The sequence below is a fragment of the Mycobacteroides saopaulense genome (assembly GCF_001456355.1).
Taxonomy (GTDB): domain Bacteria; phylum Actinomycetota; class Actinomycetes; order Mycobacteriales; family Mycobacteriaceae; genus Mycobacterium; species Mycobacterium saopaulense.
In genome coordinates this window covers 1,861,707-1,877,531 of the sequence record NZ_CP010271.1, presented here as the reverse complement: position 1 = coordinate 1,877,531, position 15,825 = coordinate 1,861,707, and the positions used below count along the sequence as shown (strand labels likewise).

General features: G+C 63.8%; 14 protein-coding genes. 4 read left to right on the top strand and 10 right to left on the bottom strand.

Annotation, left to right across the window (positions count from 1 at the left end; all coding sequences use genetic code 11):
• Positions 1-43: 43 nt before the first annotated feature.
• A complete protein-coding gene (locus tag MYCSP_RS09365; RefSeq protein WP_162266223.1) occupies positions 44-2,011 on the bottom strand; it encodes a CocE/NonD family hydrolase in 1,968 nt (655 codons plus the stop codon).
• Positions 2,012-2,183: 172 nt separating this feature from the next.
• On the opposite strand from MYCSP_RS09365, the gene MYCSP_RS09360 reads away from it, so the two are divergent.
• Positions 2,184-3,074, top strand: coding sequence for a RecB family exonuclease (locus MYCSP_RS09360; protein ID WP_083013757.1), 891 nt, complete (start codon positions 2,184-2,186; stop codon positions 3,072-3,074).
• On the top strand, positions 3,071-3,880 hold the full coding sequence (locus MYCSP_RS09355) for a thioesterase family protein (RefSeq protein ID WP_088413659.1): 810 nt from the start codon (positions 3,071-3,073) through the stop codon (positions 3,878-3,880). Before MYCSP_RS09360 ends, MYCSP_RS09355 begins: the two co-directional genes overlap by 4 nt.
• Positions 3,881-3,884: 4 nt before the next feature.
• On the opposite strand, the gene MYCSP_RS09350 is transcribed toward MYCSP_RS09355, so the two are convergent.
• Complete coding sequence (locus MYCSP_RS09350; RefSeq protein ID WP_088413658.1) at positions 3,885-4,541, bottom strand: MOSC domain-containing protein; 657 nt, start codon at positions 4,539-4,541, stop codon at positions 3,885-3,887.
• Between the two features lie 40 nt (positions 4,542-4,581).
• Positions 4,582-5,247 (bottom strand): TetR/AcrR family transcriptional regulator, encoded by a 666-nt coding sequence (locus MYCSP_RS09345; protein WP_070910872.1) that lies wholly within the window; start codon positions 5,245-5,247, stop codon positions 4,582-4,584.
• 216 nt (positions 5,248-5,463) lie between these two features.
• On the opposite strand from MYCSP_RS09345, the gene MYCSP_RS09340 reads away from it, so the two are divergent.
• Both MYCSP_RS09340 and MYCSP_RS09335 read left to right on the top strand, forming a co-directional pair.
• The gene (locus MYCSP_RS09340) at positions 5,464-6,753 is read left to right on the top strand and encodes a cytochrome P450 (RefSeq protein WP_235629555.1); all 1,290 of its coding nucleotides are present in this window, start codon (positions 5,464-5,466) and stop codon (positions 6,751-6,753) included.
• Positions 6,754-6,797: 44 nt separating this feature from the next.
• Positions 6,798-7,478 (top strand): nuclear transport factor 2 family protein, encoded by a 681-nt coding sequence (locus tag MYCSP_RS09335; protein ID WP_070910874.1) that lies wholly within the window; start codon positions 6,798-6,800, stop codon positions 7,476-7,478.
• Between the two features lie 22 nt (positions 7,479-7,500).
• Here MYCSP_RS09335 and MYCSP_RS09330 read toward each other — a convergent pair whose 3' ends face one another.
• The 7 genes from MYCSP_RS09330 to MYCSP_RS09300 all read right to left on the bottom strand — a co-directional run bounded on the left by MYCSP_RS09330 (position 7,501) and on the right by MYCSP_RS09300 (position 15,821).
• Entirely contained in the window at positions 7,501-8,169 is a 669-nt protein-coding gene (locus MYCSP_RS09330; protein WP_407661656.1) for an ABC transporter permease, read from the bottom strand.
• Positions 8,170-8,294: 125 nt separating this feature from the next.
• A complete protein-coding gene (locus MYCSP_RS09325) occupies positions 8,295-9,545 on the bottom strand; it encodes a fatty acid desaturase family protein (protein WP_088413656.1) in 1,251 nt (416 codons plus the stop codon).
• A 164-nt stretch (positions 9,546-9,709) separates the two neighbouring features.
• Positions 9,710-11,326 (bottom strand): NADH-quinone oxidoreductase subunit NuoN, encoded by a 1,617-nt coding sequence (gene nuoN, locus MYCSP_RS09320; protein ID WP_088413655.1) that lies wholly within the window; start codon positions 11,324-11,326, stop codon positions 9,710-9,712.
• Positions 11,323-12,921, bottom strand: a complete 1,599-nt coding sequence (locus MYCSP_RS09315; protein ID WP_209435431.1) for an NADH-quinone oxidoreductase subunit M — start codon at positions 12,919-12,921, stop codon at positions 11,323-11,325. The genes nuoN and MYCSP_RS09315 overlap by 4 nt, the downstream gene beginning before the upstream one ends.
• Positions 12,915-14,780, bottom strand: coding sequence for an NADH-quinone oxidoreductase subunit L (nuoL, locus tag MYCSP_RS09310; protein WP_088413654.1), 1,866 nt, complete (start codon positions 14,778-14,780; stop codon positions 12,915-12,917). The genes MYCSP_RS09315 and nuoL overlap by 7 nt, the downstream gene beginning before the upstream one ends.
• 16 nt (positions 14,781-14,796) lie before the next feature.
• Complete coding sequence (gene nuoK, locus MYCSP_RS09305) at positions 14,797-15,096, bottom strand: NADH-quinone oxidoreductase subunit NuoK (RefSeq protein WP_043077524.1); 300 nt, start codon at positions 15,094-15,096, stop codon at positions 14,797-14,799.
• Positions 15,093-15,821 carry an NADH-quinone oxidoreductase subunit J gene (locus tag MYCSP_RS09300; protein ID WP_083013764.1) on the bottom strand — a complete coding sequence of 243 codons (729 nt, stop codon included), beginning with the start codon at positions 15,819-15,821 and terminating at the stop codon, positions 15,093-15,095. The genes nuoK and MYCSP_RS09300 overlap by 4 nt, the downstream gene beginning before the upstream one ends.
• Positions 15,822-15,825 lie beyond the last annotated feature (4 nt).

Genomic DNA, 15,825 nt, shown 5'->3' with positions numbered 1-15,825 from the left:
AAGTTACGGGACAGTAGGTTAGAGATAGGTGAACTCGAGAGGACTATGCGGCCCCGGCGTCCGGACGCGCGACCACCTGCGCCACCAGATAGCTCGGCTCACTCGGGTCCAACACCACCGACTGGCCGTGGCGACTCGCCCACAGCTCCGGAATCGAGGGAATGTACCGGGGCAAGCTGGCCGCCGAAATGACCACCCGCAGCCGATGACCGACCGCGATCACCGCATCGACCTCGGTCAGGTCGATCTCGAGAGTCATCGGCACACCCGGCACCACGGGAACTTTGTGCCCCTTACCCGTGGGATGCCACGGCGACAGGTAGTCACCGTCGGCGGTACGCAGGCTCCTACCCTCGTCCACGCCGCGGCGCGAGGCCAACAGAGCGCCCTCGGCCAGCATCCGAGAAAACCCGTCCGGCGCGACGTCCGTTACCGAAACAACCCAAAATGCCTCCTTACCTAAGGCTTTAGTGCGCAGATGCAGGTTGAGCGGACCGGAGATCACCCACGACTCCTCGGCAGCAGCGCTGGTGAAGGTGAGTGCGCCGCGTTCGAAGTAACGCGAGTCCTTCAGACCCGAGGTGCCCAACGCCGCCGTGATACCCGCCGTCATCCGGGACGTCGTGGGCGACTTCAGTAGCCCCATCCTGCGTTGCAGGAGATGCTCGGTGCGGTTGAGCGGTGCGGCGCCGCCCAGCGAGCCGTCAAAGGCGGTATGCGCCGCGAACCCCGAGGGTTCGGCATCCAGATAGAACCGTCGCGGCGTGGCTTCGGGCCGCGGATACGTGTCCAGGGTGTGCCATCCGCCGTTCTGCTGCTGCAAGGTGAGCGGACCGTAACCATCGATTCCGTTCTCAATACCCTTGAGCCACTTGTCAAACCACGCACGCTGCAACACATCCAGCCGTGGCGGGCCGTTCGGCCTGCCCAGCTGCGAGCCCGGAGATCCGTGGTAGCCCTCGTTGATGAGGACCTGAATCCTGCCGGCCGGCAGCGCAGCCCGACGATGGATTCGCAGCGCGGCCGGGCCGAAGATGTCGTCCCAGGCCCCGTAGACGAATGTCGGAATCTCGATGTCCTCGAACCGAGGGCTGATCTGCCGGAAATACTCGTCGTCGTCGATCAGAGCGCCCCCGCCACGCAATCCTTCGAAGATGTACCGCACCACGCGATTCAGTGGTGCACGCAGCCTCCCCGCCAGCCAGCCCAGCCCGATACCGCCCCGTACCACGTCCGAGGGCGATGGCAGCCACTTGCCCAGGGCCACCGCCAGCATCCACACGGGCAAAAAGAACGTCTGCGCCCCACCGGTTTTCATGAGGTCACGAGAGATGTCACTGACCGGTTCCACCGCGAACACCGCACCGAGCCCGGGCACCCGATTACCCGCGGCCTGCAAGGAGTTGATCGAACAGTACGAAATGCCGTACATCCCGACCGTCCCGTCGCACCATGGCTGTGCCCGCGCCCAGGCGACCACCTCCGCGGTATCGCGCTGCTCGACATCGTTGAACATTCCCCAGTCACCGGTGGACGCACCGGTGCCGCGCACGTCGACGACCACCTGCGCATAGCCGCTACGGATCAGCGCGTCATTCACACCGAACGTCGTCAGGCCACCGCCCGGCAGTGCTCGGGCCAGCTCGGCGAGTTCGAACAGGCGCGGATTCTTCGGCGGTGCGGCGGGCACGGTAATGCCGAACCGTGCCAATCCCCGCAGCAGCCAGGCCGCCACGTGGGTGACGGACTTGTTGTACGGGGTCAGATTGAACAGCACCGGCACCCGATCACCCACCGGAGTGCCGTCGGCATCGGCAGGACGAAAAACCTGAGCCTTGAGCACCGTGCCGTCGGCGAGCGGTATCGACACATTGGGAGTGAATGAGACGCGCGGGTATCGGCCGGGACCGTCTGCCACCGCAGTCCATTGCTCGGCCAGACTCGCACCGGCCAGTGAGGTGTCGATCGTCCGTGCGGCAACCTGGGAACTTCGATACTTTGCCGTGGTCACTGCGGTCCCTCCCGGACGGGGGCATCGTTGCCCGTATCTGACATGGAGATGCACGTTACTTGTAGTACGGGTATTTTGGGGACGACTTGTGACATGTGTTGAACAACCTCCGCCGGGTTTGTGCGCGGCGTGGCGTCGGCACCTGTCGGACTCGGTGCCTAGGCTGCCAACCATGGAGGAACCCACGCAGGAGCGGCCGACGCGCCGTCCCGCGCTGTCCCCTTCTCGTGCCAGCGACTTCAAGCAATGCCCGCTGCTGTACCGGTTTCGCGCCATCGACCGGCTCCCCGAGCCGCCGTCCACCGCACAGGTGCGCGGCAGCCTGGTGCACGCCGCCCTGGAGGATTTGTACGCGCGGCCCGCGATCGAGCGCGAATACGCCACCGCGGCGGGGCTGGTGCGGCCCGCGTGGGAGCGGCTCGTCGAATCCAATCCCGAACTGGCCGAGGTGGTCGAGACCGAGCACCTTCCACGGCTCCTCGACGAGGCACGTGACCTGCTATCGGGCTACTACCGTCTGGAAGACCCCACCCGATTCGACCCCGACAGCTGCGAAGAGCGCGTCGAGGTCGAGCTCTCCGATGGCACGATGCTGCGCGGATTCATCGACCGCATCGACATAGCCCCCGGGGGCGCGATGCGACTCGTGGATTACAAGACCGGCCGCGCACCTCGCGCCCTCTTCGAGGCCAAGGCCTTATTCCAGATGAAGTTCTACGCCGTCGCGCTGTATCGCACCCGCGGCGTGGTGCCGCGACGGCTGCGACTGCTGTACCTATCCGATGGCGAGGTCCTGGACTACTCACCGGATGAGGCCGAGCTACTCAAATTCGAGAAGACGCTCATGGCAATCTGGCGGACCATTCAAAACCTCGGCGCCACCGGCGATTTCCGCCCTAATCCGTCCCGGTTGTGCGATTGGTGCGCCCATCAATCGTTATGTCCCGCATTCGGCGGCACACCACCCCCCTACCCGGGCTGGCCCGCCGACTACGGTGTCACCGACGCGGATATCGAAGACGCCGAAGCCGCCGCGACCGCCGTCCCGGGAGATGCCGCATGACATTGGACCTGACGGGCTGTTACTACCGACGACTGGATACTGACGGCGAGTTCCAGGTCTTCGAGTCCACCGAACTGACCGCCAGCGGCTGGGGACCGAATCTCCAGCACGGATCTCCCCCGATGGCCTTGCTACTCAAGGCCATCGAAGAACTGCCCGAGCCACGCGAAAGCCTGCGGATCGGCCGCGTCGCGCTCGACATCCTCGGGCCGGTGCCGCTGGAACCGGTACGGGTACGGGCGTGGATCGAACGTCCCGGCCGCAGGATCGCGCTCGCCGTCGCCGAGATGGAGGCACACGCCAACGGCGGATATCGCTCCGTCGCGCGGGCTAGCGCCTGGCTGCTGGCGACGTCGGTGACGGCCGACAAGGCCAGCGACCGATATCCGCCGCTGCCCGAGTACCCGCGGGGCCCTACGCCGCCGGCCTTCGGCTTCGAGGGTTCCAATTACTCGAAATCCGTCGATTTTCAATGGTATTCGGTACCAGACGGGGAACCGCAGGTGGCGTGGATGCGGCCACACGTGCACATTGTCGATACCGAACCCACCACTCCGTGGCAACGCCTGGCGTCCGTGATCGACTCCGCCAACGGGATAGGCGCAACACTCAACCCGCTGCGATTCGTCTACATGAACACCGACACCGTGATGCACGTACACCGGATTCCTCAGGGCGACGAGTTCGGGGTGCGCGCCCGCATGTCGGTCGGACCCGACGGAGTCGGGGTCACCACCGCGGAGATCTTCGACCGGCTGGGCTACATCGGATCCAGTGCGCAAACGGTCTTGGTCCAACGGCGGTAGAGGATTACTTCAACACCCCGCTCCTACGGCGCACAGTTTCCCTGATGCGCTCCGACAATCCAGGGGCTTCGAGCAGCGCGGGAAGCAGCGCGGGCTCAAGAGTCAGCGCACGGAATGCCATCCCTACCGTCACCTGGTGATCTGGACGGTTGCGGACGGTGACAGAGTCGCCCTGTCGGACCACCCCGGGCGAGACCACACGCAGATAGGCTCCGGGAACCGCTTGCACGGTAAAGGTTTTCACCCAGCCCTGCCGATCAAGCCAAGCCGCGAATGTCCGGCACGGTATCCGCGGTGACGAGACCTCCAGCACGAGCCCGTCGGTGCCGATATGCCATCGCTCACCGATCCGCGCACCCGTCACGTCGACATCACAAGTGGTGAGGTTCTCGCCGAACTGGCCGTTGCCTAGATCCCGCCCAAGTTCGCCCTGCCACCAGTCGAGGTCTTCCCGGGCATAGGTATAGACGGCTTGATCGTCGCCGCCGTGGTGGCTGTGGTCACCGATGGCGTCGCCCGCCAGCCCGCTACCGAGGCCCCCGACGGGTGCGCTGACGGCGATCGCCAGATCGGTTGGACGCTTGTCGATCCCGGTAGGTACCGGCCCGCCGGCAGGATTAGACCGCAGCTTCCCCACATTCACCGCTAAGACTGTCGCCACCTGTACAGGATACGAAGTCTGCCTTCCGGGCCGTCACGCGCTAGCGGGCGGCGCGCATGAGCGGTAGCAGATACCTGGTCGCGAATTCACGGGTGTTCTCATCGGTGTCCGTTGGCAGCAGCACCGACGGATTCACCAAGAACGTCGACGTCAACCGGAAGGCCAAGTCGAGGGAACGCTTCACCGCCGGAACGGGGTAGTCGTCGTCGGCCAGCAGTTCCGCGATGACAGCCAGTAGACCTTGGTATCCCGTCGCGTTCACGTCGAAAACGTTCCGCGAGAAGGACTCGGAGTCGAACTCCTTCAGTGCCATCACCAGGGGATGATCCCGCGCTTCCCGCATCCCCATGACGAATGCTTCCACCATCCTGCCTTCCGCATGCGGCAGAGGAGCGAGCACCGCCTGCGCCCGGACGAAGAATTCCGTTGTCTCCCGGACCAATACGGCCGCGACAATGTCTTCCTTGTCCCCACACTTCCGGTACAGCGTCGGACGCGAGACGCCCGCCCGGCGCGCGATGTCGCCAACCGCGGTGCGCGCGATGCCATGGGCGATGAATTCTTCGCGCGCGGCGTCCAGTAAACGGGATGTCGCCACATTCGTATCGGACAGGGTTCCCGTGGCCAGTTGCCGCAGCAACGAGTCCAGCTCTACCACGGAGCCGATAGTAACGGTGTCGGCCGGCGCACTGTCGTAACGACTCACGACAACTCCCTTCGTGCCATCTACCTGGCGATTGAATCAATGTATTATTTTTGATTCAATGTTGCATATGCCTCAAATCCGCCATACACTTCGCCACCAGACGTCACCGACCGGAAGAGGAAACGCGGCATGCCGGCCATCGACACGAATGCCCATACCCGGGAACTACCGCCCAAGGTGCCCCTCCATCGGGCGGCCCTGCTGGGGTTGAGCTGCATGGGCGATCCGTCTCGCCTGCCGTATCTACTGCTGCCCAAGATCGCGAACCGATACGGCGACATCGTGCGCCTGTTCACGGGTCCGACGCCGTCACTCACGCTCACCCTGATCAACCATCCCGACTACGTCGACCATGTCTTCACCCGGCACCACGACCGATACGTCAAGCACGAGGCCACCATCGAGCTCGTGTCCGGCGAGCCGGTAGCCCTGCCCCTGCTGGAGGGCCAGGAGTGGAAGCGGGTCCGCTCGGCGTTCAATCCCTACTTCGGTGAGCGCGCATTGGCGGGTGCGACCCCGCTGATGATGGAAGGCATCGCCGAGCGAGTCGATGCCTGGTCGCGTCACGTGGACAGCGGCGAACTGGTGGACCTCGAACACGAACTCGGTGCGGTCGTCATGGACGGGTTGATGCGTTCGATGTTCAAGGTGCGACTCAGTCCCGCCGAGATCGATCGCGCCGTCGACGGCGCGCGTCGCTACGGTGTCTACGTCATCAGCCGTGTCGTGCTGCATTTCCTGCCTCAATGGATACCAAATCCATTACGCCGCAGTGGCGAAGAAGCCAAGACCGAGCTCTTTGGCATCCTCGATCGCTTCGTCGACGAGCGCAGGGGCTGCCCGGCATCCGACACTCCAGATCTCGTGGACACCCTGGTTGGGCTGGAGTTCGACGGCTGTCCCCAAACCCAGGAACGGCGTCGGCGCTCCGAAGCCGCCGGCCTGGTGTTCGCGGGATTCGAGACGACTGCCGCCGCACTTGCCTGGACCATCGCACTGCTGTGCCGCAATCCCATCGCGCTGGGCAAGGCCTATGCGGAAGTCGACGCGCTCGGTGGGAAATCGCTGGAATACGAGGACCTGGAAAACCTAAGGTACCTGCGAGCGTGTTTCGATGAGGCGCAACGCTTTCAGGCCGCACCCGCCAATGTCCGCACGGCCGTCGAGGATGACGAGATAGGCGGCTACTTCATTCCGCGGGGCTCACAGGTCATCATCACCCAATACGCACTGCAGCGGGACCCCCGATTCTGGTCCGAGCCCGACAAATTCAACCCCAACCGATTCCTGACCGACAAGGTCAATCGAAATGCCTTCCTGCCGTTCAGCATCGGCCCTCGGAAGTGCATGGGAACCCGCATGGCCTACATCGAGGGAACACTGGCCCTCGGGGCCATCTTGCAACGCTACGCATTTCAGATCCGGGACGGATGGACACCCCGGCATCGCGTGCGCGTATCCACCGGCCTTGCCGGAGGTCTACCGACACGACTGTTCGCTCGCTGAACCAACAGATTCACCACACATTGCCCACCACGAAAGGAAAAACCATGAGCAGATTGGACAAGTTGGGGCCCTCTCCCGAACATGCGCAATATCAGGCACTGATGCCGGAGTTCTGGAAGAAGGTGCAGCAGCAGGAAAAGAACGACATCGAGCGCGGGCTTCCCGCCCAGGGACGCACCGAATTCGCGTACACCTGGTTCGACGCCTGGGCCGAGCAAGACATCAAGAAGATCGACTATTGCATCGCCGATGATTGCAGCTATATCGACAGCACCACGTTCCAGGAGAACCGGCTCGGACGCCAGTTCACGATCGACAACTGTCAGGCCGCCTTCGACGTCTTTCCCGACTTCGCCTTCTACCCACAGGACGGGACCAACCGGTCACTGCCCTACTGGGACTACTTCCAGGACGAGTGGCGGGTGACCATCCCGTGGCGGGGCATCGGCCGAATGATCGGTCAGACCGTCGAACCCAACACCGGAGCCAAACTCAAGGGAACAGGGCGTTGCCTGAACTTCATTGGTATTGACCGCTATACCCTGACCGAGGACTTCAAGATCACACACATCGACACCGACTGGGACATGCTCTACGGCGCCGCGCAGCTTGCCGGACTCGGACCCCTGGTACGCAATCGCAATCTCCAGAAAGTCGGACTACGCGCTGCCAGTCTGGTCGCACCGGTGTTTCGCCTGGCGACCGCGCTGACCGCGAGGCGCTAGCGGAGGATGTGGCCGGATGGATCTAGGCGTCCGGGCCACTGAGTGCGGAGAGTCCCCGGTAGCAGGCGATGAGGCCCGCAACGAGCCCCAGGGCGGCGGCTTCGAGGACCACAATGAGGACATTGGACGGACTCAGCAGTTGCGCCAGGTTTCCGACGAACAGGCTCAACGGAGTGTGCTTGCCGAAAGCGGAGAAGAAGTAGACACCTGCTGCTCCAACGGCTATGAACGCCAACGGCACTGCCGCAACGGCCGTGGCGAGCACACGCGGGACGATAAACGCGTGCGTGACGTCCGCGCCCCGTCCGCGCATGGCATCGATCTCCTGTTGTATTCGCTCCGAATCAGCCTCGGCGAACACCACCGTCGCACCTGCGGCGGCCGCCACCAGTACCGCGTGTGTCGGGAATCCCGTGGGGCCGAACACCAGGGCTTCCAGGACAAGCACAATCAGCACGGCAAGCGGTATCGCCACCATGCACATCGGCAGGACCGACACCCTGGCTATCGATCCCGCCTGGCGGAAGAACTCGCGCACGGCAGGCGGGCGACGCAGCATCGCGACAAACGTGTCCACTGTCATCGACAGGAAGCCGATCAGCGAGCGAATGGGCTTCTCCACGGAACCCGGGGCGACGCCCCCTTCTCGGGTCGCTTCTGTCAGCCGAGGCGCGTCTAGATACGTGGTCACACCTCACTACATATCGCGTTACGTCGCCCTCCGTGGCGGAATCATCAAGATCTCCACGGGGGGCACGACCGGTCGATGTAGCTGGGAACAACTGCCACGGCGGTGACGGTCCGCCCTGCGAGAGGTTAGACCGTGACTTTGTGGCGGCGGCGCTCGCGAACCATGGCGATAGCGGTCTTGAGTCCCCGCCGTGGCACGGATGGCACCGAATCCACATCGGTCGATCGCGGTTCCAAGACCACGAACATGCGCTCACTACGGGTTTCGGGCGCGTTGTCAGCCGTGGCCCGCAGGAATCGGTCCGGCAGTGAGAGTTTGGCGATGGTGCGCCAGGTCTTCGCGTACTGGAACAGCATCGAGCCGGTGGTGTAGGGCAGGTCGTAGCGCTCGCAGATCTCCCGTACCCGCAACGAGATCTCGTGCAATCGGTTGCTCGGCAGATCCGGATACAGGTGATGTTCGATCTGATGACACAGGTTGCCACTCATCAGCCGCATGGTCGGCCCGGCATCGAAATTCGCGCTGCCCAGCAGCTGGCGCAGGTACCACTGGCCGCGCGTCTCGTTCTCCATGTCGGTCACGGTGAACTTCTCGGCCCCGTCTGGGAAATGCCCGCAGAAGATCACGGCATTCGACCAGAAGTTCCGGAGCAAATTGGCCGCCGCATTGGCGGTCAGGGTCGACCGGAAGGTGGCACCGGGAGACAGCGCGGTGATCGCCGGAAAGACGGCGTAGTCCTTGAGCACCTGCGAACCCGCCGATGTGGCCAGCTCCCGCAACCGCTGCTTGGTGGCCTCGCGCGTTTCGCTATTCCAGATCTTCCGAAGTTCCAAGTGCTGTAAGGCAATTCCCCATTCGAAGCCCGCAGCCAGCATGAAATTGAAGGGGATGTTGAACAGGTTCCGGATCGTCCACGGCTCATCGCGGGTGACCCGCAGCAAGCCGTAGCCGACGTCGTCGTCCAGATCCAGAATGTTGGTGTACTTGTGGTGGGCCACGTTATGTGTGATGCGCCAATGCTTCGCGGCGCCCGCCATGTCCCACTCCCAGGTCGAGGAATGGATCTCGGGATCATTCATCCAGTCCCACTGCCCGTGCAGGACGTTGTGGCTGATCTCCATGTTCTCGATGATCTTGGCGACGGCCAGAGTCACCGTTCCCGCCCACCACGCCGAGCGCTTCTTGCTCGCCGCCAGCAGCACGCGGCCGGTCAGTTCCAGGGCGCGCTGCGCGGCGATGGTGCGGCGGATATACCGGGCGTCGCGCGCACCGCGCGACTCCTCGATCTCACGCCGGAGCCCATCGAGCTCGACGGCCAAATTCTCGACGTCCTCGCTTGTGAGATGCGCGAATGCCGAGATGTCCGTGATCGCCATCGGCCTCCTTCCGCGCCCACGATACCTATAGCCTACGGTCCCGTAGGTTACTCGCTGGTAAATGGACACGCCACAGGTGGTGACAACCAGGCCACGGCCGGTGTCGACACGCCGAGTTCCGGTTGAATCCAAGGCGTGTCAAAGCCGATGAACGGTGACCGGCCTCACCTGACGAAGTCGGCGAGATTCCCGACAAGATCGAGCAGCGGCTGGGGTACCACACCGAGCAGAACGGTGACGAGCGCGCTCACTCCGATCGATATCGTCACCGCGGGTCCGGGCATCCGCAGCACCCCGGAGTCCTCCACCGGGTCGGCAAAGAACATCAGCACGATGACGCGCACGTAGAAGTACGCCGCTATGGCACTGCACACGACGCCCACCACCACCAGGGGCACGGCGCCACCGGACGCGGCAGCCTCGAAGACCGCGAACTTGCTGACGAATCCGCTCGTCAACGGGATACCCGCGAACGCCAGCAGAAACAGTGCGAACACGATGCCCAACACCGGCGACCGGCGGCCGATTCCGGCCCACCGCCTCAGCTCGCTCACCTCGTCATCGTCGTCGAAGTCGCCGTCAGCACCGTCATCTGCGCCACCGGAGCGCACCAGCCCGGCGATGGCGAACGCCCCTACGGTGCTGAAACCATATGCGGCCAAATAGAACAGCGTCGACGACACACCCCGATCATTGGCGGCGGCCACACCCGTCAGCAGGAACCCGGTATGCGCCACGGCGGAATAGGCCAGCATGCGTTTGACGTCGGTCTGCGTTACCGCACCGATCGATCCGATCAACATGGTGGCGATCGCCACCGCCCACAGCACCGGCCGCCACTCGGCGGTGATCCCCGGCAGCGCGACATACAGAACCCGTAGCAGCGCTCCGAAGGCCGCGATCTTGGTGGTGGCCGCCATGAACGCGGTCACCGGGGTCGGTGCCCCCTGGTACACGTCCGGGACCCAGAAATGGAAGGGCACCGCCCCCACCTTGAACAACAGACCCACCGACAGCATGGCCACACCCAGCAGCAGGAAGGAGCGCTCTCCTGCATCGGCACCGATCGCCCGCGCGACGGCGTCGAGTTCGACGCTCCCCGCGTATCCGTACACGAACGCCGACCCGAACAAGAAGAACGCCGACGAGAACGCACCGAGCAGGAAGTACTTGAGTGCCGATTCCTGAGACAGCAGCCGCCGGCGTCGCGCCAGCGCACACATCACGTACAACGGCAGCGAAAACACCTCCAGCGCAACGAACATGGTGAGCAGGTCGTTGCAGGCCGGGAACAGCATCATGCCCGCGATCGCGAACAGTGTCAGCGGGAAGATCTCTGTCTGCGTGATGCCGGTGCGGTTCAACACCCGTTCCGGTTCGCTTCCGGGGACGCTGGACGCCTGCACGGCGAAGGCATCCAGCCCGCCGCCGGCGCCGCCGCCCACCGCACTCGGGACGGCCACGGCTGTCCTGCGTTGCGCCATGACCGCCAACGCCAACCCGGAGGCCACCAGGATGAGCCCTTGCAGGTAGAGCGTGGGACCGTCGATCGCCACCGCACCGTTCATCACGACCTGGCGTGAACCGCCCAATGCCAGCACGGCCACAAAGGCGCCGAGGATTCCGCCCACCGCCAATGCCAGTTGGGTCGTGAGCCGATGGCGTCGCGGTACGAACGCCTCCACGAGTACCGATACCACCGCCACCCCGAACATGACCAGCATGGGCGAGAGCGCACCGTAGGCGATCGACGGAGCGGGCAGTATCCCAATCTCGGTCATCGGCCCTCACTCTCGCCATGTCGCAGGGCGACATCGGCCACCGCGGGCGGAGGATCCTTCTCGTTGACCGTACGTAACGTCTGTTCGACGGCGGGATTCACGATATCCAGCAGCGGCCTGGGGTAGATACCCAACACCAGCAGCAGCGCGACCAGCGGCGCCACCACAGTCAGCTCACGGCGCTTCAAATCGCCGATATTCTCGTTTCCCGGAGCCAACGGTCCGGTCATCATGCGCTGATACATCCACAGCACGTAGATCGCCGCCAACACCAACGCGATCACCGCACACGCCGCGGCTACCGGATAACGAGTGAATGTGCCCACCAAAACCAGGAATTCACTGATAAAGGGCGCCAATCCGGGCAACGACAACGTGGCCAGACCCGCCACCAAGAAAGACCCGGCGAGCACCGGGGCCACCTTCTGCACTCCCCCGTATGTCGCGATGAGTCGAGAGCCATTGCGGGATACCAGGAATCCCGCGACCAACATCAGCGCCGCCGTTGAGATTCCGTGATTGACCATGTACAGCGTCGAACCAGACTGCCCCTGACTTGTCATCGCGAAGATGCCCAAGATGATGAAGCCGAAGTGCGATATCGAGGTGTAGGCGATCAGACGCATCACGTCGACCTGACCGATCGCCACGATGGCACCGTAAATGATGCCGATGACCGCCAGCGTGATGATGACGGGGGTGAAATACCTACTGGCATCGGGGAACAGCTGGATGCAATACCGCAGCATCGCGAAGGTGCCTACCTTGTCGACGATCGCCATCATGAGCACCGCGCTGGCCGGGGTGGCGTGCACGGCGGCATCGGGCAACCAGGTGTGCAGCGGCCACAGCGGTGCCTTGACCGCGAACGCGAACATGAATCCCAGAAAGAGTGCCTTGGCCACTCCGGGATCGATGTCGAGCGCGCCGGTGGCGACCAGTTCGGTGATGTCCCGCAGGTCGAAGGTACCGGCCTGGCCACGTGCGGTGACCACATACAGCCCGATGACCGCCGCCAGCATGATCAGGCCACCGAACAGGTTGTACATCAAGAACTTCACCGCCGCCCGCGAACGCTGCGTGACGTCGGAGTGCATGCTTCCGAATCCTCCGATCAGGAAGTACATCGGGATCAGCATGGCCTCGAAGAAGATGTAGAACAACAGCACATCCAGGGCCGAAAAGGACAGCAACACCATGGATTCCACGACCAGAATCAGTGCCACGTAGCGGTGCGCCACCGGACGACTGCCGTAGCCGGGGACCTCGGCGCCGTCGTTCCACCCAGCCACCAGCAGAACGGGAAGAAGGCCCGTGGTCAACAGCACCAATGCCAGGCCGATCCCGTCGAGACCCACTGCGTACTTCATCCCGAAGGCCGGTATCCAGGACACCGATTCGACGAACTGATACTGCGGACCGGAGGGGTCGAACGCGACCGCCAGTCCGATCGCGACGATCAGCGCGAGCACCGCCGCACCCAGGGCGGCCGATTTCGCCAACGTGCGCTGGTGCGTCGGTATCAGCAGCACCACGGCGGCGCCCGCCAAGGGAATGAGCCACAGAGCAGTCACCGCACCCACGACACTCACCACCTCACTGCCATCAACACCGCGACCACCAGGGCCGCGCCGGCACACATGGACAACGCGTACGACCGGACATGGCCGGTCTGCATCTGCCGCACCCGACCCGAAACCGCGCCGAGAGCGGAGGCCACGCCGTTGACGAGACCGTCGACGGCGCGGTTGTCGGCGAGAACCAGACCACGGGTGAGTCGTTGTCCGGGACGCATGAACACCGCTTCGTTGACGGCATCACCATAAAGATCGCGACGTGCGGCGGCGGTGAACCGCGAACCCTGCGGCGCCGTCTCGGGAACATCGGTGCGGTACATCCGATAGGCGGCACCGACTCCGCAGAGCACCACCGTGACGGTAACCGCGCTGATCACCCATGCCGGAACGGGTAGCTCACCATGATGCGCGCCGACGACAGGTTCCAGCCAATTCTGCAGAGCCCCACCGAAGCTCAGCACCAAGCCCGCGCCCACCGAACCGACGGCGAGCACCATCATCGGCCATGTCATCACCGACGGAGATTCGTGAGGATGCGCGTCTTCACGCCAACGGCGCTTACCGAAGAAGGTGAGGAGCATGACCCGGGTCATGTAGAACGCGGTGATCCCGGCCCCCAGCAGCGCCACCGCCCCCAGCAGAAGACCTCCCGCGCCACCGTGCCCGAAAGCGACCTCGATGATCTTGTCCTTCGAGTAGAAACCCGCGAACGGCGGAACACCGATGATGGCAAGGTATCCCAGCCCGAAAGTGACGAAGGTGATCGGCATGACCGTACGCAATCCGCCGTAACGACGCATGTCGGTCTCGTCGTTCATGCCGTGCATGACCGATCCCGCACCGAGGAACAGCCCCGCCTTGAAGAAACCGTGTGTCAGCAGATGCATGATCGCCACCGCATACCCGGCGGGCCCCAGCCCGGCCGCCAGCACCATGTACCCGATCTGCGACATCGTGCTCGCGGCGAGAGCCTTCTTGATGTCGTCCTTGGCGCACCCGATGATCGCCCCGAAGAGCAGAGTGACGGCGCCGACGAGCACCACCGCCGCCTGGGCAGAGGGGGCGCGTTCGAAGATCGGCCCGGACCGGGTGATCAGGTAGACACCCGCGGTCACCATGGTGGCCGCGTGGATGAGTGCCGAGACCGGGGTGGGGCCCTCCATCGCGTCCCCAAGCCAGGACTGTAACGGCACCTGAGCCGATTTTCCGCAGGCCGCCAGTAGCAGAGCCAATCCGATTGCGGTGTCACGACTCTCACCGGCAGCGCCCGCCGACCCCAGCACCTGCCCAAAGCCGACCGAGCCGAATGTCGCGAACATCAACATCATGGCCAGCGCCAACCCCATATCGCCTACCCGGTTGACGATGAAGGCCTTTTTCGCCGCGGCCGCTGCCGACGGCTTCTGGTACCAGAAGCCGATCAGTAGGTAGGACGCCAGGCCGACACCTTCCCAGCCCACGTACAAACCGAGAAAGTTGTCGGCGAGAACCAGCAACAGCATGGCCGCCAGGAAGAGGTTCAAATAGCCGAAGAAGCGGCGTCGGTCAGGATCGTGTGCCATGTAGCCGATCGAGTAGATGTGGATGAGTGAACCCACACCGGTGATCAGCAGCGCGAAGCACACGGACAGCTGATCGAGGGTCAACCCGAAATCGACGTGCAGCGATCCAACCGGAACCCAGCTGAAAAGCGTTTCGTGTACTGCTCGTTCGGTGCCGGAGCGGCCGAGCATTCCGAGAAAGGAGACGACAGCGACGAGGAAGGATGCCAGGGCTGTCGCGCAACCCAACAGGTGCCCCCACGCATCCCCGCGACGACCGACGAGCAGGAGTACGGCCGCACCCGCGAGGGGTAGCGCCGGCATGAGCCATGTCACGGGCGGCTTTCCTTCCCTAGAACTTCAACAAATCGGCGTCATCGACCGAAGCCGACCTGCGGGTGCGGAAGATGGTCATGATAATCCCCAGCCCCACAACCACTTCCGTGGCCGCGACAACCATGGTGAAGAATGCGATGACCTGCCCGTCGAGGTTCCCGTGCATGCGGGCGAAAGTGACGAACGCCAGGTTGGCAGCGTTGAGCATTAGTTCCACGCTCATGAAGACAACTATCGCGTTGCGGCGCAACATCACGCCCGCAGCGCCGATGGTGAAGATGAGTGCGGCCAGATAGAGATAGTTATCGGGATTCACCGCGCCTCCATGTCCCGAGGGGTGAGCACACCGCTGACCGACAACTCCGAGAACGACCCGTCGGGAAGCAGTGCGGGAACATCGACAGCGTTGTGACGGGCGTATACACCGGGATTCGGCAGCGGAGTGGCGCGGTCTCCCTGCTGGAACCGTCGAATGACCAATTCGCGCTGACCGCCGGTGTGGCCCAGTTTCTCGCGGTGCGCCAGCACCATCGCACCGATCGTCGCGGTGATCAACAGTGCTCCGGTCAACTCGAACGCCCAGAGATAATCGATGAAGATGCGCTCGGCCAAACCTTCGACGTTTCCTCGGCTGTTGGCTTGGTCGAGTCCGACGAACGCCGTGGTAGAAGCATTTCCGATGCCGGCGACGGCGAGTATCCCGAATCCCAGCCCCGCCGCGACGGCACCCACCCGCTGTCCGGGCAGGGTCTCCACCAGTGAGTCCGAGGAATCCACGCCCACGAACATCAGCACGAACAGGAAAAGCATCATGACCGCACCGGTGTACACCACCACCTGAGCCACACCCAGGAACAGCGCGCCCTGGGTCACGAAGAACACCGCCAGAATGACCATCGTCATCGCCAGGAAGATCGCCGAGTACACCGCCTTGGGGGCCGCGATCACACCGAGTGCGCCCAGCACCGCGATGGCACCAAGTACCCAGAACGTCACTCCTTCCCACGTCGGAGTGCGCGACAAGCCCTCGGCCGCAAGCACTGCC